Consider the following 20,688-nt stretch of genomic DNA (forward strand, 5'->3'; position numbering starts at 1 on the left):
GGCTCAGCTTGCGTGGCGTTTGCGGTAGCCGGCAAAAAAGCGCTCGATACGATCCAGGGCTTCTTCCAGCTCATCCAGATGGGGCAGAAAGACAACCCGCAGATGGTCGGGCGTATGCCAGTTGAAGCCGGTGCCCTGTACCAAGAGCACCCGCTCTTCTTCCAGCAGCTCGGTGATAAAGACCTGGTCGTCGGCGATCGGATACAACTTCGGGTCCAGGCGTGGAAACAGATAAAGCGTGCCCTGCGGCTTGACGCAGCTGACCCCGGGGATGGCAGTCAGCCTTTCCCAGGCCAGGTCGCGCTGGCGGGTGAGCCGTCCGTTCGGTGCGATCAGCTCGTCTATGCTCTGGTAGCCGCCCAGTGCCGTCTGGATGGCATGCTGGCTGGGGACATTGGCGCACAGCCGCATCGAAGCGACGATATTGAGTCCGTCGATATAGTCCTGCGCGTGGCGACGGTCGCCGCTCAATATCATCCAGCCGGAGCGGTAGCCGCAAGCGCGGTAGTTCTTGGACAAGCCATTGAAGGTGATGCAGAACACATCGTCCGCCAGCGAGGCCAGGCTGGTGTGGCGATGGCCATCGTACAGCATCTTGTCGTAGATCTCGTCGGCGTACACGATCAGCTGGTGTTCACGGGCAATCTGCAGAATGCCCAGCAGGGTCTCGTCTGGATAGAGCGCGCCGGTGGGATTGTTCGGGTTGATCACGACGATGGCGCGGGTGGTGTCGGTGATCTTGGCGCGGATATCGTCCAGATCCGGCAGCCAGCCATTGGCCTCGTCGCACAGGTAGTGGCGGGCGGTACCGCCCGACAGCGACACGGCCGCCGTCCATAGCGGGTAGTCCGGTGCCGGCACCAGGACCTCGTCGCCGTTGTCCAGCAGCGCGTTCATGCTCAGCAGGATCAGTTCGGAGACACCGTTGCCGATATAGATATCCTCGACGCCCACTCCCTTGATGCCCTTTTGCTGCGAGTAGTGCATCACCGCTTTACGGGCCGAGAACAAGCCCTTGGAGTCGATATAGCCGGCCGCCTGGGGCAGGTTGTGGATGACGTCGTGGACCAGCTCTTCGGGCGGGTCGAAGCCGAACACCGCCAGATTGCCGATATTCAGTTTGATGATGCGCTGGCCGTCATCCTCCATCTGCCTGGCGCGCGCGAGGGCAGGGCCGCGGATTTCGTAACAGACCTTGTCGAGCTTTCGGGATTTTTTGACGGCACGCATCGTGTAGTAATGGCAGGGGCAAAAGGAGCGTTCGATAGTAGCAAAGTTTCTTGCACTGCAATATTCGCTTTAGGCCTACCGCTTATTCTTGCTGGACCGGGTAAAATGTACATCTGTCCCGCATTGTCTTGACCATGAAACTTCACGCCGACAAGCCCACCCATCTCAATATCTTCACCGGTTACGGTGCGGATTTCGTCAGTGTCAACCAGCAGCGCCACGGCGGCAGCGTCCTGGTCGGTCCCACCACGGTAGCGCCATGGCGACCGATCAGCTTCGCCGATCTGCAGGAAGAAGATTTCACCACCTTGCTGGCCTTGCAGCCGGAAGTGGTGCTGTTGGGTACGGGCAGCCGTCTCCAGTTTCCCCATCCCCGGTTGAGCAGGGCGCTGCTGCAGGCCCAGGTCGGGGTGGAGGCCATGGACGTCTCGGCACTATGCCGCACCTTCAATATCCTGGTGGCGGAAGACCGGCGGGTTTTGGCCGCCGTTTTGTTCTCTTAGCTTTCGCTTAAATCCGATGGACGGTAGCACCGTTCGTCGTTCGATTTTTCTACAGTAAATCAACACCATATCTCGACATGCCGAGACGGCTCCACCGTCTCGCCGCAGGGTCGTCCGTCGGATGCTGCCGCGCAATATGCCACGGTCTGCCGCCCGGCCTGCCATCTGGAGCCATACCCATGAAACCACGCTTATGCCTTTCGCTGTTCGCCATCCTGCTGCATACCGTCGGCGCTGCCGCCAGCCTTAACGGGGCCGGTTCCACCTTCGCCGAGCCGCTTTACAAGAAGTGGGCCGAGCTGTACCAGAAACAGGCGCAGGGCGAGGCAATCTCCTACGAAGGGGTGGGATCCAGTGAAGGCTTGGCCCGTGTGCTGGATAAGCGCATCGACTTCGCCGGTTCGGATGAGCCGCTCAAACGTAGCGACCTCGATACCAAAGGTCTGCGCCAATACCCGATAGCGTTGGGCGCTATCGTGCCGGTGGTCAATCTGCCCGGCGTGCCGAATGGCGAGCTGAAATTGACCGCCGTGCTGCTGGCCAAGATCTATTCCGGCAAGATCAAGCGCTGGCGCGATAGCGAGATTCTTGATGTGAACGATATCGCCGCCGCCAAGATCCCCGACTTGCCGATCAAACCGATGTTCCGCAACGATGGCTCGGGCTCCACCTTTGTCTTCAACTATTACCTGTCGGCGTTTTCGCCGGAATGGGCGAGGGGCCGGGTGCGAGCAAGGAATTGAAGGGCGTTGCCGGCAGTGGCGTAAAGGGCAGTGGCGGCATGGCGGAGGCGGTCAAGCAGACGGCCGGCGCCATCGGCTACCTGGACTTCGGCCGCGCCAGCCATGACAAGCTTGCCATCAGCCAGCTGCCGAACCGCCTGGGCGTATTTCTCAAGGTCAGTACCGAGGCCATCCAGGCCGCGGCGAAGTTCGACGCGGAGCGGGTGTTGTACACCGGCGATCCGGACTTCTACCTGGTCCTGGCCAATAACGACACCTATGCCGGCTGGCCGCTCGCTACCGCCACATTCGTGCTGGTGCCCAAGAACGCCAGGGATCCCCAAAAGCTGCTGGACTTCCTTTACTGGGGCTACAAGAACGGCGATGGCGTCAGCCGCGAGCTTGGCTATGTGCCTTTGACCGACACCATGAAGATAGGCGTACGCAAGGCCTGGAGCCGCCAGTACAACTACAAGGCCGGTATGTGACTCGTCGGTCCGGGGCGTTACCCATGCCATCGCGACGTCGATTCGTCGCAAATGGCGCGACACTCCCCCAGCGCCTGCCTAGGATGTGCAGGCAACTTTGAAATCCCTTCAGTTCCGCGTCTGCCCCACTTTGCGCCGGCCTTGTGCCGGCGCTTTTCCATTCAATTCGGCGGCCTTGTGCCGGCGCTTTTCACTCGCCGGCGGGTTACAATCGCGGCCATTTCGTATCGCCGCCAGAGCCGCCATGTCCATCACGCCGCCCCCCGCCCATCTGATCGCCCAGCAAGTCGCCAACGCCTTGGCCGAGGACATCGGCCGTGCCGACTGGACCGCCATGCTGATCCCCGCCGAACGCCCTGGACGCGCCACGGTGATTGCCCGCGAGGCGGCGGTCATCTGTGGCCAGGCTTGGTTCACCGAATGTTTCCGCCAGGTGGACGCCGCGGTACGCATTGTTTGGCGGGTTGCGGAAGGCGAGGAAGTGGCTGCCGGTACCCTGCTGTGCGAAATCGACGGCCCGGCGCAGGCGCTGCTGACCGCGGAGCGCAGCGGACTCAACTTTCTGCAGACACTCTCTGCGGTAGCCAGCGAGACCCGGCACTATGTTGCTGCGGTGGCCGGTACCCGCGCCCGCATCCACGACACCCGCAAAACCTTGCCCGGTTTACGCTTGGCACAGAAATACGCGGTCAGGATAGGAGGGGGCGAAAATCAGCGGATCGGCCTGTACGACGGCATCCTGATCAAGGAGAACCATATCGCCGCCGCCGGCGGGATTGCGCCGGTGCTCGCGGCCGCCTTCAAGTTGGCATCGGCCGAGGTCGGTATCCAGATCGAGGTGGAAGACCTGGGCCAACTGGACGAAGCCTTGGCGGCCGGCGCGAAATCGGTACTGCTCGACAATATGAGCCTGGCGGATATGGGCGAAGCGGTGCGGCGCAGTGCAGGCCGTGCCGTGCTGGAGGCCAGTGGCGGGGTGGAACTGCAAACCGTGCGCGCCATTGCCGAAACCGGGGTGGACCGCATTTCCGTCGGCAAGTTGACCAAGGATGTCCGCGCCATCGATCTTTCGATGCGTTTCGCCTTTGCCGATTGAACCAGCCGGCTGAAGTGCCCAAACGGCTAAGGCACTTTGTATTTCTTCCAGAGCGCTTGCAGCGCACCGGCTTCGCGCATACGGTCCAGCAGGGCATTGATTTCGGTCACGCTTGGGCGTATTCCTCGACGCACGATAATCGTGTGGGCGTAGATCTGGTCGCGCCGCTGCGATACCAGCAGCGTTGTACGCAACTGCGGCTTATCGGCAAGATAGACGGCCAGAAACGCCTCCGTGACCACGGCCACATCGCCCCGGCCCAGTTGCAGCAAGGTCAGGGTGGCCTCGTTGTCTTCACTGAAGACCATCTGGAATTTGCTGCGCAGAAATTCGGCATCGTTATTGAAACCGGCAAAGCCGTAGTGGTAGCCACGCATCCCTATCATGCGTTTTTCGCTTAGTTCGCTGAAAAAGCTTTCATCCCGGCCTGGGCCGGCCAGCGCCACATACACTTCGCTGCCACCCAAATAGACCTGGGAGGCATCCACCGAGCGGTTCTGCCAGCCCCAGGCCAGATTATCGTAGAGGGATAGATCGTATTTGCCCTGGTCAAAATCGTGAAAGCGTCGTACCGGACCGGTGATGACGCTTTCGAAGCGATAGGTGGACTGGAAGGCATTCATCAGATCAAGCAGGTCCACCCGCAATTTTTCGGTATGCGCCTGCTTGGCGATATAGGGAGGGAACAGCGAGACCCCGACCTTGACCGTTTGCGCGGCCAGACAGTGGGAGCCGGTCGCCAGCAGCAAGGCCGCCAGGCTGGCGCGAATCGCATACGGCATGATGCTTTCCCCGGTGCGCGGGACGCCCCTCGCAGCGGGTGCCTGCTGTTCTGCTCGCCGGCACGACTACTGTGTCTGTCGCTGCCGGTGCCTTACTGGCAAAGTAGCATGCTATTTCCCTTAGGCAAGGTTCCTGATGGCCACGGTTGCAATGCTTTTACGCCAGCCCGTGTTGGCGAGACTCTTCACCTTGCCCTCCATGGCCTGGATATTGGCGTGTACCGCCTTTATCAACCGCATGGGCGCCATGGCCAAGTTGTTCATGGCCATCTACCTGCGCGAAACCCTGCATCTGCCCCTTCATACGATTGGTTTGTTGCTGGCCACCTATGGTGCCGGCACCTTGCTGGGCGCCTACGGCATGGGCGTATTGAGCGACCATGTTTCTCCGCGCCGCCTGGCGGTGGGCTGTCTGCTCACTTCCGGTTGCGGGCTGGTACTGCTGAGCGGGGCCGAGGCGACCCCGCTGCTGGCCTTGCTGCTGTTTGTCGGTGGCGCCGCCGATTCCGGCTACCGGCCGGTGGTGCAGCGCCTGATCATGGAAGCCTGCGAGCCTGAGGATAGGGCGCGCGCGCAATCCTTGCACCGTGTCGCCATCAATCTGGGCTTTTCGGTCGGTGGCTTTTTCGGCGGTATGTTGGCTGGGTTCGATTACCGCTATGTGCTGTGGAGCGACGCCGCGACTTCCTTTGTCGCGGCCGCTTGGCTGGCTTACGCCTTGCGGCGGATTGCGCCGCCGCGCGATATGGTGGTTGTCGCGGCCCGCCATAGCGCATCCGGGCAGCCCGGCGCTTCGCCTTACCGCGACCGGCCATTCCTGTTTCTGCTGTTGGCCGCTTTGCCGCTGGGGATGATGTATGACCAGGTCAATGGCCTGTTCGGCACCTATCTGCGCGAATATCACCATCTCAGCCCGGCCTGGGTGGGGTGGCAGCATGGCCTCAATGGCCTGCTGGTGGGCTTGTGCCAGCTGCCGCTGACGGCCTGGATCCAGCGCTTCGGCGTACGCCGCCAAGTGGTTTGGGGTAGTGCGCTGATGGTGGTCGGGCTGGGTATGCTGCCCTGGGTGCATGGATTGCCGGGCGTGCTCTTTTCCACGCTGGTATGGACAGTGGGGGAGATGCTGTGGATGCCCACGCTGGGGGTGATCGTGATGCAAAGGGCGGAAGGCCGCCGCAGCGGCCATTATTTCGGCATGTATTCCACCCTGTGGAGTACCAGCACCCTGTTGGCGCCGCTGGTAGGTAGCCAGATCTATTCGCGGCTGGGCGGCAATTCGCTGTGGTACGCGGTGCTGCTGGCCGGCGTGCCGGCCGTGCTGCTGCTGGGTTGGGCGGTGGGCGAGATCGATAGGCAGGTGGAGGCAAGGCAGCCGGTTTAGCCGCGCCGGCTGCTTGCCCGGCTGATTGCTTCGTCACCTAACCCCGCTCGAAGTCTGGGCAGGGATCGCTTGTTGGAATTCCATTAGGGCGTGCCGGGAAACGACAATCTGGTCGCGATTCGTCTGTATATTTCGATGTGCGTGATTCAAGGCATTGGTAAATGTGCCGGCGAGTATCAACTGCCTGATCGCGGATTCTGGATCGGCCACTTCGTCTGCGGCGGGCGTTACAATGAATTTGCCCGTGCCATTGTGTAGCCGCTCCTGGATATCCAGCAGCTGCAGGAGCTTTTCGGCCCCGCTGCTACACAGGCTTGCCTTTGTTTTCCTGATGTTGGCCAGCTCCTGGAAGGGTACGAGCATGGAGTGGATAAAACCCGTTTTTACGGCTTCCTTGATAGGAGGGCTATCCATCACGGTGGGATAGGCATCGGCAATGCGGCTTAGATCGAATTCGCATACGGAGAAGAGTACGTGCAATCGGCCGTTCATGATGGCAGCGATATATTGCTCCGAGAATTGCAGCTCCCGCAGCCTGCCCGGCAGACTCGCAAGCTGCTCGTTGATTTGGCCTTGGCGCGCATCGAGCGCGGCGATGCCGCCTACCGCCAGCTCCAGCTCGTACTTAAGCGTCGCTTCCATCTCGAGTAGGGTGCTGTGCGGTAAATGGGTGATATTGAAGTGCCACTTATCGTTACTTCCGAGCGTATTGATTCCGGAGAGGTCGCATTTGATTCTGCCCCTGCCCAGTTTGGCCCAGTTTGCGTATTGGGCCGAAAGCATCTCGCTGACCTGTTTTTCGATGCTGACAGCATCTCCCGCCGGTTTGCCCGGCTCCTGGGGCTGCCGTATGGCCTGCTCGAGCATGGACCCGGTGTCGAGAGGGGATGGCGGTATCGATTTGACCAGCTTGTGGTGAATCTGCGCACCGTTCTTCCGGGCATCGGCGACACGCTCGGCGAGGGCATCGGCCCACTGCGCCAGTGCCCCGGAGGCATCCAGCCGCGAAGCATATTGGCGATTTTTCAAATGCGCGAGTGCTTGGTGTCCGGCCAACTCCGGAAAATGATCCAGGATGCTATCCAGATTACCGCCACATCGCTCAAAGGCAGTGCTTACGCTAACACGGCTATTGGGCGGAATGCTGTTCAGATCGGTAAAGCGCGCCTGCAAATGCAATAGCACCTCGCGCTTGCCACAGGTATAAATTTCCTGAGTAAAGCTGGCGTGCCGGATATATTTTTCGATGGCGCCCAATTCACTGAGGAGCTCTACGCTGCTGAAGCCCATATAGTCATCGCGGCTTGCTATCTCTTTCAATGGGTTAGGTAGCGGCAGGCTGATTTTTGTGTTGACGGTTTTATCGGCGGGCTTCTGTCTTGCGCGGTCCAACATGGGTGTGATTTCCCGAAGGGCGCACAGGTATGGCTGAAGGGCTTCGTCACTGCTGTCGACGCTCAATATGCCGCACAGCGGGAAAGCCAGGGCGGTAACGGCGCGATGCAGGTTCAAGGCCTGCTCGCTATTCGCCCCGCCCAGCCAGTCAGCGCTGTCTGCCCTCTCGATGATGTGACCGGCAAGTGTTTGCGTACCCGATGCCGGCGCGGCTGATGTATTCCAATTGGTATTTAGGCGTGCGCCGGACGAGGACGGCGGGGGTGTCATAAGCATCGAAAGTTCCTTAAAAGATATTGTTCTATCCATAACAGGAATCGGAACCTAGTTTTTTCAAAAACTCAGAGCTTTTGAAAAAATGCACTAGTTTCTGTTTTTCGACAGTAAAGACCCCCTTCATCGCCCATTTTTACGCTTTGTTACAAATGAGAGGGTGCGCGCGCACCATCCACATTCATGTGGAATATTGCACGATTGTGCTGAATGAATATATCGAATGGATTGGATCGCCATTCAGCCGCGATCCACGTCGCGGCCGGAAGCCACCAGTGCGCACTAGCGGAGACGAGCTTACTTGGTAGGCCGGATTCTTTGCGTCAGGCCCTTGAGGAAGTTACGCAGGAACTGATCGCCGCAGTGACGGTAATGCTTATGACCTTCCTTGCGGAACAGGGCGCTTACTTCCGGATTGGATACCTTGAATCCGGCGAGGTTGAGGATTTCATGGATGTCGTCCTCCTTCAGCTCGAATGCCACCCGCAGTTTTTTCAGCACGATATTGTTGGTGATCGGCCAGGTGACCTGCTGCGGTGGCCGCGTCTTGTCGCGGCCGCGCTTGTGGATCACCAAACCATCCAGGAAATGCGCCATCACCTCGTCGCTGCATTGCAGGTAGCCCTCTTCGCCCTCGATCTTCATGTAGGCGATCACATCGGTCTTGCTCAATTCGAAGCCTTCCGGCAGCTTGGCGATCTCGGCGATCTTGCCGTCGGTGATATTGAGCATGTAGCGCACGCTGCGCAGTACGTCGTTGTGGATCATTGCGACTCCCGTTGTCATTTGCTGCAAATCTGTAGCTTGGGTGAAACCACGTCTAAGCGGTTGCTGGGTAAATAGTGCACAGGGAAACCATTTGCTTCCCTGCCATCGTACCGTTCCCGCCGGCGATTTCCAGGTACTCAAGGGCGAGCGAGGCTGCTGCCCGCTGGTGCGGCCTGGACCTGGCGCTTGGCAGTGCCGCCAGCCGGGCTGGCGGGGCGCGAAAGCGACATGATAACGGTTTCGGGGGACTAGTCCGAATGGACCATAGACTTGGCCGGGACGATCGTCCAATATCGCTGCATTATCAAAGAATAATTCTTTAAATTTTCAGGGTGTCAACAATGAAATTTGTACAGAGCGGCCTTTGCGCCGCACTTTGGGCTTGTGCCGCCGTTGGCGCAAACGCTTCCCTGGTTACCAATGGTAGCTTCGAAGCCAACCAGGTTTCACACTGGACCATCTTCTCCGCAGGTATCGATGGCTGGTCCACCGGCTCGGCCGGCATCGAGATCCAGCCTACCGGTACCCTTGGCGGCGTCAGCGCCTACGACGGTAACCAGTACGTCGAATTGGACACCACCCGCAACAGCTTTATGTACCAGGATATCGCTACGACCCTGAATGGTATCTATAGCCTGAGCTTTGCCTATATGGCCCGGCCGGACAATATCGGCGGTAGCGCCAGCAACCCGATTGAAGTGTATTGGGGCGGCACCAAGCTGGCGACCTTCAGCGGCAAGTCCAAGCCTGGTCCCTGGCTGGAAGTGAACCTGGATGATTTGAAGGGCAAGGCTGGTTTTACCCGCCTGGAATTCCGTGCGGTCGGTACTTCCGATGGTTACGGTGGACTGATTGACGGCGTGGCGGTTGCCGCCGTGCCGGAACCGGAAAGCTATGCCATGTTGCTGGCCGGCCTAGGGCTGATGGCGACTATCGCTCGTCGTCGCAATCGCCGTTAAGCGGCAAGCCCTCATGCCGATGAAAGCCGGCATGAGGGCATCCAGACAGTACCTCCCATACCGTCCTAGCGTCTCACTACCGTAATTACCCCATTCACCTGACGGACATGCTCCATCACCCGCCGAAGCCCCAGCGCATCGCGGATCTCCAGGGTGAAACGCATGCGCGCGATCTGGTTCTTGGCCAGCGTCTGCGCCGCCGTGACATTGATCTTGTCGCGCGAGAACAGCTCGGAAATATCACGCAGCAGATTGGGCCGATCATGCGCCTCGATTTCGACATCGGCGGCGAAGACATGGCCATGGCCGCTGCCTGCCAGCTGCTCGCCCCAGTCGGCGGCGATCATGCGCTCCGGCGCCTTGGCCGACAGCCGTTTGAGCGTGGCGCAATCGCCGCGGTGGATGCTGATGCCGCGGCCCTTGGTTACAAAGCCGATGACGGCGTCGGGCGGGACCGGTTTGCAGCAGCGTGCCAGCATGGTCATCAGCTTGTCCACGCCCTCGATCAGGATGCCTTCGCCTTGCGTATCGGCCCGGGCCCGTTTGACGATATCGCCGGCTTCCACCGGCGCGACGGCGGCGGCAGGCGCCATCGCCATGGCCAGGTCGCGCGAGGTGACTTCGTTCTGCCCCAGTGCGGCCAGCAGATCGTTCAACTGCTTGAAACCCAGCTTGTCGGCCAGCTCCTCCAGATTGGGATGGCTGCCGGCGCGCGCCAGCTCCCTATCCAGAATGCCCCGGCCGGTTTCGATGGCGATGTCGAGGTTCTGCTGACGTAGCCAATGGCGTACCTTGGTCAGGGCACGGTGGCTCTTCAGATAGCCTTGGTGCAACCAGTCTATGCTGGGGCCGCCTTCCTTGGCGGCCAGGATCTCGACCCGCTGGCCGGTTTGCAGCGGCGTATCCAGCGGCACGATATGGCCGTCCACCTTGGCGCCGCGGCAGCGGTGGCCCAGATCGGTATGCAGGTGATAGGCGAAATCCACCGGAGTGCTGCCTTTGGGCATCGCGATGACGCGGCCGGCCGGGGTCAGCGCATAGACACTGTCGTCGAACAGCTCGGCCTGGAAGGCTTCCGCCACCGAGGTCTGCTGGCTCATGTCCTCGCGCCAATCGAGCAGCTGACGTAGCCAGGCGATCTTTTCCTCGTAGCGGGCGTCGCCCGAGCCGCCTTCCTTGTAGCGCCAATGGGCGGCAACGCCATATTCGGCGTGTTCATGCATTTCGAAGGTGCGAATCTGCACCTCCAGCGCCTTGTCCTGCGGGCCTACCACCACCGTGTGCAGCGAGCGGTAGAAATTGCCCTTGGGGTGGCTGATATAGTCGTCGAACTCGCCCGGAATCGGTTGCCAGATATGGTGCACCACACCCAGGGCGGTGTAGCAGTCGGCAATGTTCTCCACCAGGATGCGGACCGCGCGGATGTCGTGCATCTCGCTGAAGTCCAGCCGCTTTTGCTTCATCTTCTTGTAGATGCTGTAGATATGCTTGGGCCGGCCCATCAGGTCGCCCTTGATGCCTTGCTTCTGCAAGGCCTCGCGCAGATTGTCGATGGCTGCGCTGATAAAGGACTCTCGATCGGCCCGCTTCTCGTCCAGCAGTCCGGCGATCTTTTTGTAGATAGTGGGCTGCAAAAAACGAAAGCCGAGGTCTTCCAGTTCCCATTTGATCTGCCATACGCCCAGGCGGTTGGCCAATGGCGCGAAAATATCCAGGGTCTCCCGGGCGATGGGTACCCGGACGGATTCATCGCAACGGGCCAGGTAATGCATGGTCTGGGTGCGCCAGGCCAGTTTGACCAGCACGACCCGGATATCTTCCACCATGGCCAGCAGCATCTTGCGCAGGGTTTCGATCTGCTGTGCGGCATCCTCCTTGCGCCCGGGCTCCACCTTGGCCAGGGCCGACATCTTGCGTACCTTGCTGATGCCATCGACCAGGTGCGCCACCGTCTCGCCGAAGCGGGCGGCGATCTGGGCATGGGCGTCTGGCAGATAATCCGGTGCGCAAAACAGCAGGGCGGCGATGACGGTATCGGCCGAAAGACGCAAATCCGCCACGATGCTGGCCGCGGCGACCGCGTGTGGGAAGACCGGTGCATCTATCGGCGTGTAGCGCTGGCCGGCGTAGAGCGCTTGCACCCAATCCATGGCGGTGTCCAGCCGCGCCATCTCCTCGCTGCTATAGCGATCGGCGAGACGGGACAGCCAGGCCTGCGGGTCGGCGGCTTCGGCCACGGAAAGGGCCAGGGGACGTGTGGGAGCAACCATGCGGTGAATTATGCCACGCGCTGTGCGGCCGGGCCGCAGCGGCGGCACGTTGAGTAAAGGGGCGATGAAATGGAGTTCAAATGAAAATGTTTCTCAATTGTGTTTGCAAATAGGAATGTTTCTCGTTAATATGCACTCATTCGTTGCACACGGCTCGGCGGTTGCGATCGGGAAATCACTCGCAGGGTTAGCAATGAATAGCTGCGAATGACCACTGGCTCCCCGGCTGTGGTCGTTTGCAAGCGGGGCCGGCTCGCTCTCCACACCGGCGGCCTCGCGTCATCTCCAGTACGGACTCACCGGCCCCTTTGCGGGGGCCGGCTTTTTTTCTGCGCGGATGCACGGCATCGCGCGAACTTCGCGCGCACGCGCGCGGGTTCTTTACAGCTTTATTTGTCGGGAGTTTGCAAGTCATGAGGGAAATCGAAAAAAAATCCAGCGCGGTGCGTCATTTTGCCAAGCTGCCTGCCGCCGTATTGGTCGCCAGTGCGATCGGTTCCGTGGCTGTCCATGCCGAAGAGGTGAAGCCTGCACCCAAGACCGAAAAAGTGCTGGCACCCATCAAGGTGGAAGCGGACCGTCAGACCGATCCGAACGGGACCGGTTCCACCTACAAGGCTGAATTCACCACCGTCGGCCGGACGCCCGCAGCGGTGCGGGATATCCCGCAGGCCACCACCAGCGTGACCCAGATGCTGATGCGCGACCGTGACGCCAATACCCTCAAGGAAGCGCTCTACAATGCGCCCGGTATTACGTTCAATGCCTCCGAAGGGGGTAATTCCGGCGACGGTATCGTGATGCGCGGTTTCGCCGCCACCAACGACATCTTCCTCGACAACTTCCGCGATGCAGCGCAGTACAACCGCGACACCTTCTTTATCGACCGGGTCGAAATCCTGCGCGGCCCGGCTTCCATGCTGTACGGCAAGGGTTCCACCGGCGGCGTGATCAACCAGGTCAGCAAGACGCCGTTCCAGAGCGATCTGTATAGCGTGTCGGGCACCATCGGCAGCCATAACTTCCTGCGTTTCGAAGGCGACTTCAACAAGGGTTTGAGCGAGACTTCCGGTCTGCGCGTCAATATGATGAAGCAGAAGGCCGACAGCTTCCGCGAAGGCGCCGAGCAGAACCGTTGGGGCGTGGCGCCTTCGGTGAAGTTCGGTATCGGCACGCCGACCGAAATCACCGTCGGCTTCCTGCATTACGAAGAAGACAATATCCCCGACTACGGCGTGCCTTATTTCCGTGGCGAGCCCTTGCCCATCGCCGACAAGTTCTTCGGCTTGACCGCCATCGACCGCGAGCGCAACAAGGTCAATGCCGGTACCCTCGATATCCAGCACCGCTTTGCGCCGGGCGTGACCCTGCACAACGCGACCCGCCTGGGCAAGTACGAAACCGATATGCGCGCTTCGGCCCCCCGCCTCAATACCACCGTGACGGGCGGCGAGTTGACCGACGCCAGCAAGATCACCCGTGGCCGGCCGCTGCGCCTGCGCGAGCAGGATATCGCTTCCAACCTGACCGATCTGACTTTCAAGCTCGATACCGGCGCCTTGCGCCACGAGCTGGTGACCGGCCTGGAATTGACCCGCGAGAAGCTGGACCTGACCAGCCGCGCCCATGGCGTGAACGCGCAGGGCGGCAATCTCACCTGTACCCTGCCGGAAGGCACCGTAGGCAACCCCGGCGCGAATACGCCGGTAGCGTGCGCTCCGCTGGTGACTACCGCGATCGGCAAGGTGTCCGCGCAGACCACCGGCCTGTTCATACAAGACCTGATTGCGCTCAACCCGCAATTCAAGGTCCTGTTGGGCGCCCGTTACGACCGCTTCAAGACCGAGGTGGACACCCGTCCGCAAGTCGGCCCCAACGCCGGTAAGGTGATCGATGCACGCCAGCGCAAGGAAAGCGTCTGGAGCACCCGCGCCGGCCTGATCTGGCAGCCCGACAGCACGCAGAGCTACTACGCCGCCTACGGTACTTCGTTCAATCCTTCCGCTGAAGCTTATGCGCTGGATAGACTGGGGATGAACACGCCACCGGAAAAGAACAAGAACTACGAGATCGGCGCCAAGTGGGATCTGCTGAACAAGCAATTGTCCTTGCGTACCGCCATCTTCAATACCATCAAGACCAATGAGCGCCAGACCGACGTGACCAACACCACGCCGAGCGAGGACTATCTGCTGTCCGGTCAACGTTCCACCAAGGGTATCGAGTTGGAAGCGGCCGGCCAGATCAATGAGCACTGGTCCGTGTTCGCCGGCTACGCCTATATGAATCCGCGTATCGACAAGTCCGATGTCGCGGCCAATGTCGGCAAGCGCCCGCCGAACGCGCCTAGCCATACCGCCAATGTCTGGACGAGCTATCGCTTCAACGACAGCTGGAAGGTGGGTTTCGGCGCCAACAGCATGGGCAAGCGCTTCGCCGACCGCTATAGCAACGGCAGCCTGCTGGCCAACAATATGTCGCTGCCGGCCTTTACCCGCTGGGACGGCATGGTGGAATACACCCACCGCGACCTGAGCGCCCAGCTCAATGTCTACAATCTGAGCAACAAGCGCTACTACGAAGGTTTCTACCCCGGCTTCGTGACACCCGGTACCGACCGTAGCGCCCGCCTGACGGTGAGCTACAAGTTCTGGTAAAGCGCCTGTGCGATAATCAGTCCGTGTCGTAACAGAACCGCCCGGCTTTTGGCCGCGGCGGTTCTGCTTTGTCAGGTGGTCGGTTTTATCTGGATGGAGCTTTTCTTATGCTGATGCATATTCCCGCCGTGCTGGATGCCCCGACGGTGCGCCACTGCCGGCGCCTGTTGGATGCTGCCGGCTGGGGCGATGGACGGGTGACGGCCGGGTCGCAGTCCTCCCTGGTCAAGCGCAATCAGCAGCTGCCGCATGACGATCCGGCCACCGAGGAGATCGGTCAGATCATTCGGCGCGCCTTGCAGGGCAACGGGCTGTTTTTTTCCGCTGCCTTGCCGAAGGAGATCATCCGGCCGCTGTTCAACCGCTATGAAGGCGGGCAGGATTTCGGCAACCATGTCGATAATGCGGTCCGTGGCGTGCCGGGCACCGAGATACGCGTCCGTACCGACCTCTCGGCCACCCTGTTCCTGAGCGAGCCGGAGGAGTACGACGGCGGCGATCTGGTGATCGAGGACAGCTATGGCCTGCATGCCGTCAAATTGGCCGCTGGCGATATGATTCTCTATCCCGCCACCAGTCTGCACCGGGTCGAGCCGGTGAGCCGAGGTACCCGCTTGGCCTCGTTCTTCTGGATACAAAGCATGGTGCGCTCGGCCGAGCGCCGCGCCATGCTGTTCGATCTCGACCAATCCATCCAGACCCTGCGCGCAAAGTATGGCGACACCGCCGAAATCGTGCGGGTGACGGGTGTTTACCATAACCTGCTGCGGCAGTGGGTCGAGCTGTAGTTTCCGAGGACGGCATCCCCTGCCGCTTGGGGATGCCGGTTCCAGCAGGATGAAGCATTAATTCGCGGCGGTAAAACGGCGGCGGATATGGCGAGGGGTCTGTACTTCATCCAGTACGGCGACTGCCAGGTCGGCGGTGGAAATGCCGGCCGGTTGTCCGCCGTCGAACAATACTTCGTCCTGTCCCAGCCGATATTGACCGGTGCGTTCGCCCGGCGCCAGGAAGACCGGCGGCGAGACAAAGCTCCACGACAGTTCGGCTTCCCCCTGGATACGGTTCAATGCCTCACGGGCCGCCAGCGCGCCCTGGCGATATTGCGGTGGGAAGTCGGGCGTATCGACCAGCTGCACGCCCGGCGCCACGAACAGGCTGCCGGCCCCGCCGATGCTGATAAAACGTTTGACGCCTGCGGCCTTGACACCCGCGACGATGGCGTCCTGACCCTGCAGGAACAGATCATGGATATCGGCCTTGTCCCAGCCGGGATTGAACGCGCTCAACACGATATCCACCCCTTGTACCGCTTTGGCTACCTGGGCACTGTCGTACACATCGGCCACCACGACGCGTAAGTTGGGCTGGCTGGCCAGCTTGGCCGGCGAGCGGCTCAGGGCAATCACTTCATGGCCACGGGAGAGGGTTTCGGTCAGCAAGGCACTGCCGACAAAGCCGGTGGCGCCGATCAGGGCGATTTTCATAGTCGATTTCCTTGGAGTAGCGGTCGCTTGGAACCGCATCACGTTGAAGTAGTGCGCCGTACCGCCGTGTTTGGCTGGTGGCGATAAGGGCATGATGCGTGAAACTATTGATCGGATAAACGCGATAAACCAGAATTGATTGTTCTTGTTCCAAGAACCATCATGCCTGATTACGTATGCGAGGCATTGCCGGGGCTTCCTGATGAAACAAACCGATCTCAATCGCCTGGGTATCTTTGCCGCAGTCGTGGAAGCCGGCGGATTTACCGCCGCCGCCGAACGCTTGGGCCTGGCCAAATCGCAAGTCAGCCAGCAGGTGGCCAAGTTGGAAGCCGAGCTGGGCGTGGCCTTGTTCAGCCGTACCACCCGGCGGGTGATGACGACCGAGGCGGGGGATGCCTTGCATAAGGCAAGCACGCCTTTATTGGCGGAGCTGCAGCGGGTGCTGGAGCAGGTGGGCGACGGCACCCGTATCGAAGGTCGCCTGCGCTTGACCGCGCCGGCGGACTACACCGCCGGCGTGCTGGGCCCCTTGCTGGCGCGCTTTGCCTTGGCCCATCCCGCGCTGGAAATCGAACTGATCGGTGCCGACCGAGTATTGGACCTGGTCGGCGAGGGCATAGACCTGGCCATACGCCATGGTTTCCTGACCGATTCGCGCCTGCGTGCGCTCAAGCTGGGCACCTTTCGCCAGCTTCCGGTCGCCGCCCCGGCCCTATTGGCCAGGATCGGCCAGCCCCAGCAGCCCGCCGACCTCAACGGCCAACCCTGGGTCGCCTTGACCGCCTTGCCGGCGCCCTTGACCTGGCAGTTTCAAGCGGCGGATGGCCAGCGTGAAACCATTACGGCACGTGCCGCCATGCGGGTAAACAGCGCCACCGTGGCGCGCGAATGCGCCGGCGCGGGGGTGGGCTGCACCGTGCTGCCCGACTATATGATCCATGCGGAACTGGCATCCGGTCGCCTGCAATTGCTGTTGCCGGACTGGATGCTGCCGGAAGGCGGGATCTATGCCGTCTACCCTGCCGGCCGCTATCTGCCGGCCAAGGTAAGGGCGTTGATCGCTTTTTTGCGGCCATTGATTGGGGAGGGAGTGGGCAGTAGCGCTCAATAACATGCGCTTGCTCTGCGAACAAAAAAGCGACAGCTCGCACGTATTGCCGAAAGATATGCTGCTGTGGCTATATATAATTTACTTATTGGCGATATTTATTGATTTTATAAGGTGAATACATGCCTATTTCCAATGGTATAACACTATGGCGTATGCGCGCGATTGTTGCTGGCGCGAGGGATTGCCCGCTTGATGATGAGATAAAAACAAAGGGGACTGGTGGCAAAGCCATTGCTTCAGTTTCATTGCTGAAAAAATCCTCGCGCGAGAACCGGGGTTTACTTAGGGAGGTGGCGAAAACACGGCCGCATCCCGCCGTTTGACGGCGGATATGATCTGCTGGCGAAGCATGCTCACCCTATCGTACCGATCGGCGCCAAGGCCAATCCGGACGGCGTCCTGCAGATTGTCGGCGCACCAGCCGTGCTGGACGCATTGCACCAAGGTCGCCGTGGTATCCGGTCCGCAGTCCATGCCCAGTTCGCAATTGGCGAGCGCCCATGCCTGCTCCATATCCAGCGCGCTCTCCTTGCCTTCGTACCAGCGGCCGGCGAGGTAATAGCGCGGTCCTTGCGCATTGGGCGCCGGGAATTCCATATTGCTGGCTTGAAGGGATCTGAGTATGGCGGGATCGGCCAGGGCCAGGGTCTCGTGTGCGATAGCGCTTTTTGCAGCGGGCCCGGTCGCGCGTAACGATCTCTCGACCAGCGTGAGCAGGGGGTCGCGCGTGAAGTCTATATCGTGTGCCAGCTGTCCCCGGGCGGCATTGAGTTCGTCTTCCGATAGGTCGCAACGCACCATTAGTGTCGATTTCGCGGCTTGCTGCTCCGCATCGAGGAGTGGCGGTGGTCCCGGTGCTGGTTTGATGGCCCGCAAGCAATGGTCCAGCTGCTCCAGCGCGGCGAAACCATAGGCATAACCGCCTTGTTCGGGATGCTTTATGGCATCGAAAAAGAAGGCACGGAAACTCTGCATTTGATTGAATTGCCGCAATATACGCGAGAAATCGGCACGAGCCGGTGAGGATGTTTCGGACCGGTCGTGACGATTGCTTATTATCGCGGTATCCGACCCATGCTTAGCGTCTGGCGATTCGAACCAGCCACCCCTATGCGCGACCGCTTGAGAAAATCCAGTGGCGGCGATGGACTCCCCATTTTGGCCGCTCTCCAAAAACCACCATGCCAGCACGATTGAAAGCAGTGCAATGCATAAAGACAATTTGGATGTGATTTGCATATGCGGGTGGCGGCGCAAGCCGTCATACCTAAGTTAGATAGCACCGAAAGAATTTATGGCTTCGGAGGGTCGGGCGGTGTGGGAGGCGTTGGCGGGTTGGGTGGGGTAGGGGGCACAGGGTCGCTGCAGACATTGCATACGCAAATATAGCCGCCATTCGTCTTTTTACAGATGCATTCCTGGCAAGTGGCGGCATAAGCGGTACAGCACAATCCTACAAAAGTTGCGACGGCAAAAATGGCACGTTTAGCCTTCATTTCCGCACTCCTTGTGAAGTATTGTTTATTTAAGCTACTTCTGGAACGGGGGTGTTATCCCTATGGGTCTCCCCGCAGGCTTTCCTTTCTCCTGATTGTGTGGCCAAGCCCTATTTGATGAAGTCAACGTAAAGGAGCGGGTAGGCGTTTCGCTTACGTAAATCTGCGCATGTTTTCACAAATTTGTTGGTAATACCCGCTCGGCAGGAAAAAAGCCCCGACCTAAGTCGAGGCGAAACCATGCGGATATATCAGCGGCAAGCGCTAGTTGGACCGGGTTACCGGCTTCCTGGGTGGGTGCTGGTAAGCGTAAGCCTGGGGGTCGAAATTATCGTACTCGCTTTCCCAACTCTTGCCGGCGTCATTCGAGCGACGAATCGAGAATAATCCGAACCTCCCCCAATTGATGTCGAGCAGCGTGCCGGACCTTAGCGGCACGAGCGTCCGGCCCAGTTCGTATTCTCCTAGCGAGGACCAGCTCTGGCCTTTGTCCCGACTGACCTGCAGCTCACCGTCGCGAAGCCCCCGGCCATATACATGGTTCCATCGTAGCTCTGCTGGATCGGCGAAAGCTTGACCGTGATGGGTACGTTCATCGGCTGCCAGCTTTGCGCTTGGTCGGCCGAGACATGCACGCCGGCAAACACACCCTTCATGCCGCCGCCCGGCGAAGTAAGCGTGCTTATGCTGCCGGCCGGATCGATATTGATGTCAATCAGCCTGTCTTTGTTTGGCGTGTCGCGGTCGGTCCACTGGCCGCTGGCAAAATCGAGGAAGTGGATGGGACCGGTTGCCGTGGTGTAAGCCAGGCCGTTTGCGGTTTCCCATATCCAGAAACCGTTGGCACCGCTCCATATACTGTAGGCGATATCATCCTTGCGTAGGGCCTTCCATTTACCCGATTCGAGTACCGCGGAGTGGTAAAGCGTAATTTCGGTATTGTTTTGCACCGCCACGTACCACCCCGCATCGACGTTGCCGATGATACGCACCAGGTTGCCGGGAGGCAGGTCGCCGGTGGCAACCGGCAGCAGTTTTTGCTCACCGGGCGGCTTACGCAGCAAGGTCCCGAGTTCGCCCACCACCAACAATTCCGCATCCGGCAAGTTGACTGGGGTGACACATCTCAGCGACTCGATGCCGGCCGAGCGTAGCAATTGCCAGCGGCCGCTGGTATTGCGTACCAACACCGTACCCAGGCGGCTTGCCGCCACGACTCTGCCGTCAGCCATTTCGGTGGGGCAAAGGGCGCCAATCGGACGATGCATCGCGTATTCCTCGACACGGTCCCGGGGCGAACGGGGCGCTTCCCAGCCTGGATCCGCCACCTTGTCGAACAACTGGGCATGCTCAGGCGAGGCATTTCGCAGCAGCGCGATGTTCGTCACGACCCGCTCGCTGCGGGCGACGACGACATTGCTGTTGATGGGCGTCAGTATCAGGCGACCTAGATCGACGGGTTTGCCGGCCTTTACGCTGAATTTACCGATTAACTCACTCATGCCCTGCAGAGAAAGCATCTTTCGCGAGGCGTAATCTTCCAAATTCAGGAATTCGTATCTTCCGGGCGGCAACGCAGCGACGAACAGGGAGGTATCGCGCGATATCGCACGCGCGGTCCGGCGTAATTCAAATTGCTCCTCATGCGAGTCGGTAGCGCCTGCCCCTGGCAGGCGACGCACGACGACCGTACTGACACCGTAGATCTCTCCGGAGTTACTGCTGATGCTGAGCACTACCGGACTCAATTCCGACTTCGGCGGTAGTTTCAATGGATCCAGGGCGATGGAGATACTTGCGCAACCGGAGAGCAAGGCCAACAGGATGAAACAAGACAATATGCGAGCAAGGGACAATGGCGCAGTGAGTAACATGACACTCTTTGATGAATAGGAAAGGCCGCGTTTAAACGGTTTTAGCCGGAATGCCGGCGTCGCGCCCGCGTGCGGGACGAGCTGATCGACCACGGCAATCCGAAGGGTAAGGGAACGGATAGCCGCCAATGGATGGGAAGTGAGTCTCTTTGATCTTTGAAACGGCGAACCGACAAGCGTAGCAAGGCCTGCA

The 20,688-nt window shown here is 60.1% G+C and carries 17 protein-coding genes; 9 read left to right on the forward strand and 8 right to left on the reverse strand.

The genetic code is table 11. The annotated features are described in order from the left end of the window. Nucleotides 1–3: 3 nt before the first annotated feature. Nucleotides 4–1,230 (reverse strand): pyridoxal phosphate-dependent aminotransferase, encoded by a 1,227-nt coding sequence (locus FNU76_RS16260; protein ID WP_144279161.1) that lies wholly within the window; start codon nt 1,228–1,230, stop codon nt 4–6. A gap of 134 nt (nt 1,231–1,364) precedes the next feature. On the opposite strand from FNU76_RS16260, the gene FNU76_RS16265 reads away from it, so the two are divergent. From FNU76_RS16265 to nadC, 4 genes are all read left to right on the forward strand, one after another. Continuing rightward, the gene (locus FNU76_RS16265; RefSeq protein WP_144279162.1) at nt 1,365–1,733 is read left to right on the forward strand and encodes an Mth938-like domain-containing protein; all 369 of its coding nucleotides are present in this window, start codon (nt 1,365–1,367) and stop codon (nt 1,731–1,733) included. A 179-nt stretch (nt 1,734–1,912) separates the two neighbouring features. Then, nucleotides 1,913–2,476 carry a phosphate ABC transporter substrate-binding protein PstS gene (locus tag FNU76_RS24925; RefSeq protein WP_179958149.1) on the forward strand — a complete coding sequence of 188 codons (564 nt, stop codon included), beginning with the start codon at nt 1,913–1,915 and terminating at the stop codon, nt 2,474–2,476. Beyond that, on the forward strand, nt 2,473–2,943 hold the full coding sequence (locus tag FNU76_RS24930) for a type 2 periplasmic-binding domain-containing protein (protein WP_179958150.1): 471 nt from the start codon (nt 2,473–2,475) through the stop codon (nt 2,941–2,943). The genes FNU76_RS24925 and FNU76_RS24930 overlap by 4 nt, the downstream gene beginning before the upstream one ends. Before the next feature lie 244 nt (nt 2,944–3,187). Further along, nucleotides 3,188–4,039: a carboxylating nicotinate-nucleotide diphosphorylase gene (gene nadC, locus FNU76_RS16280; protein ID WP_144279165.1), complete on the forward strand. Its 852-nt coding sequence runs from the start codon at nt 3,188–3,190 to the stop codon at nt 4,037–4,039. A 26-nt stretch (nt 4,040–4,065) separates the two neighbouring features. On the opposite strand, the gene FNU76_RS16285 is transcribed toward nadC, so the two are convergent. Beyond that, nucleotides 4,066–4,821 (reverse strand): substrate-binding periplasmic protein, encoded by a 756-nt coding sequence (locus FNU76_RS16285; RefSeq protein WP_144279166.1) that lies wholly within the window; start codon nt 4,819–4,821, stop codon nt 4,066–4,068. 136 nt (nt 4,822–4,957) lie between these two features. Here FNU76_RS16285 and FNU76_RS16290 point away from each other — a divergent pair, with 136 nt between their 5' ends. After that, entirely contained in the window at nt 4,958–6,202 is a 1,245-nt protein-coding gene (locus FNU76_RS16290; protein ID WP_144279167.1) for an MFS transporter, read from the forward strand. Nucleotides 6,203–6,235: 33 nt separating this feature from the next. Here FNU76_RS16290 and FNU76_RS16295 read toward each other — a convergent pair whose 3' ends face one another. Then, complete coding sequence (locus tag FNU76_RS16295) at nt 6,236–7,873, reverse strand: hypothetical protein (RefSeq protein ID WP_144279168.1); 1,638 nt, start codon at nt 7,871–7,873, stop codon at nt 6,236–6,238. Nucleotides 7,874–8,167: 294 nt separating this feature from the next. Continuing rightward, complete coding sequence (locus FNU76_RS16300; RefSeq protein WP_144279169.1) at nt 8,168–8,638, reverse strand: YehS family protein; 471 nt, start codon at nt 8,636–8,638, stop codon at nt 8,168–8,170. 341 nt (nt 8,639–8,979) lie between these two features. On the opposite strand from FNU76_RS16300, the gene FNU76_RS16305 reads away from it, so the two are divergent. Beyond that, nucleotides 8,980–9,597: a PEP-CTERM sorting domain-containing protein gene (locus FNU76_RS16305; RefSeq protein WP_144279170.1), complete on the forward strand. Its 618-nt coding sequence runs from the start codon at nt 8,980–8,982 to the stop codon at nt 9,595–9,597. A 65-nt stretch (nt 9,598–9,662) separates the two neighbouring features. Here FNU76_RS16305 and FNU76_RS16310 read toward each other — a convergent pair whose 3' ends face one another. Continuing rightward, entirely contained in the window at nt 9,663–11,867 is a 2,205-nt protein-coding gene (locus tag FNU76_RS16310) for a RelA/SpoT family protein (protein WP_144279171.1), read from the reverse strand. A 413-nt stretch (nt 11,868–12,280) separates the two neighbouring features. Here FNU76_RS16310 and FNU76_RS16315 point away from each other — a divergent pair, with 413 nt between their 5' ends. Next, a complete protein-coding gene (locus tag FNU76_RS16315; RefSeq protein ID WP_144279172.1) occupies nt 12,281–14,524 on the forward strand; it encodes a TonB-dependent receptor in 2,244 nt (747 codons plus the stop codon). Nucleotides 14,525–14,631: 107 nt separating this feature from the next. Then, the gene (locus FNU76_RS16320; protein WP_144279173.1) at nt 14,632–15,312 is read left to right on the forward strand and encodes a Fe2+-dependent dioxygenase; all 681 of its coding nucleotides are present in this window, start codon (nt 14,632–14,634) and stop codon (nt 15,310–15,312) included. 57 nt (nt 15,313–15,369) lie between these two features. Here the strand turns inward: FNU76_RS16320 and FNU76_RS16325 are convergent, their stop codons facing one another. Then, nucleotides 15,370–16,011 (reverse strand): NAD(P)-dependent oxidoreductase, encoded by a 642-nt coding sequence (locus FNU76_RS16325; RefSeq protein WP_144279174.1) that lies wholly within the window; start codon nt 16,009–16,011, stop codon nt 15,370–15,372. 202 nt (nt 16,012–16,213) lie between these two features. On the opposite strand from FNU76_RS16325, the gene FNU76_RS16330 reads away from it, so the two are divergent. After that, complete coding sequence (locus FNU76_RS16330; protein WP_144279175.1) at nt 16,214–17,125, forward strand: LysR family transcriptional regulator; 912 nt, start codon at nt 16,214–16,216, stop codon at nt 17,123–17,125. 282 nt (nt 17,126–17,407) lie between these two features. On the opposite strand, the gene FNU76_RS16335 is transcribed toward FNU76_RS16330, so the two are convergent. Continuing rightward, nucleotides 17,408–18,100, reverse strand: coding sequence for a hypothetical protein (locus tag FNU76_RS16335; protein ID WP_144279176.1), 693 nt, complete (start codon nt 18,098–18,100; stop codon nt 17,408–17,410). A 985-nt stretch (nt 18,101–19,085) separates the two neighbouring features. Beyond that, entirely contained in the window at nt 19,086–20,588 is a 1,503-nt protein-coding gene (locus tag FNU76_RS16340; protein ID WP_144279177.1) for a hypothetical protein, read from the reverse strand. Between the last annotated feature and the right edge of the window lie 100 nt (nt 20,589–20,688).

This window comes from Chitinimonas arctica (genome assembly GCF_007431345.1).
Classification (GTDB): domain Bacteria; phylum Pseudomonadota; class Gammaproteobacteria; order Burkholderiales; family Chitinimonadaceae; genus Chitinimonas; species Chitinimonas arctica.

What these genes read in the sequence shown, in the direction of transcription:
- FNU76_RS16260 (WP_144279161.1), bottom strand. Translation starts at nt 1,230, where the DNA reads ATGCGTGCCGTCAAAAAATCCCGAAAGCTCGACAAGGTCTGTTACGAA.
- FNU76_RS16265 (WP_144279162.1), top strand. Translation starts at nt 1,365, where the DNA reads ATGAAACTTCACGCCGACAAGCCCACCCATCTCAATATCTTCACCGGT.
- FNU76_RS24925 (WP_179958149.1), top strand. Translation starts at nt 1,913, where the DNA reads ATGAAACCACGCTTATGCCTTTCGCTGTTCGCCATCCTGCTGCATACC.
- nadC (WP_144279165.1), top strand. Translation starts at nt 3,188, where the DNA reads ATGTCCATCACGCCGCCCCCCGCCCATCTGATCGCCCAGCAAGTCGCC.
- FNU76_RS16285 (WP_144279166.1), bottom strand. Translation starts at nt 4,821, where the DNA reads ATGCCGTATGCGATTCGCGCCAGCCTGGCGGCCTTGCTGCTGGCGACC.
- FNU76_RS16290 (WP_144279167.1), top strand. Translation starts at nt 4,958, where the DNA reads ATGGCCACGGTTGCAATGCTTTTACGCCAGCCCGTGTTGGCGAGACTC.
- FNU76_RS16295 (WP_144279168.1), bottom strand. Translation starts at nt 7,873, where the DNA reads ATGCTTATGACACCCCCGCCGTCCTCGTCCGGCGCACGCCTAAATACC.
- FNU76_RS16300 (WP_144279169.1), bottom strand. Translation starts at nt 8,638, where the DNA reads ATGATCCACAACGACGTACTGCGCAGCGTGCGCTACATGCTCAATATC.
- FNU76_RS16305 (WP_144279170.1), top strand. Translation starts at nt 8,980, where the DNA reads ATGAAATTTGTACAGAGCGGCCTTTGCGCCGCACTTTGGGCTTGTGCC.
- FNU76_RS16310 (WP_144279171.1), bottom strand. Translation starts at nt 11,867, where the DNA reads ATGGTTGCTCCCACACGTCCCCTGGCCCTTTCCGTGGCCGAAGCCGCC.
- FNU76_RS16315 (WP_144279172.1), top strand. Translation starts at nt 12,281, where the DNA reads ATGAGGGAAATCGAAAAAAAATCCAGCGCGGTGCGTCATTTTGCCAAG.
- FNU76_RS16320 (WP_144279173.1), top strand. Translation starts at nt 14,632, where the DNA reads ATGCTGATGCATATTCCCGCCGTGCTGGATGCCCCGACGGTGCGCCAC.
- FNU76_RS16325 (WP_144279174.1), bottom strand. Translation starts at nt 16,011, where the DNA reads ATGAAAATCGCCCTGATCGGCGCCACCGGCTTTGTCGGCAGTGCCTTG.
- FNU76_RS16330 (WP_144279175.1), top strand. Translation starts at nt 16,214, where the DNA reads ATGAAACAAACCGATCTCAATCGCCTGGGTATCTTTGCCGCAGTCGTG.
- FNU76_RS16335 (WP_144279176.1), bottom strand. Translation starts at nt 18,100, where the DNA reads ATGCAGAGTTTCCGTGCCTTCTTTTTCGATGCCATAAAGCATCCCGAA.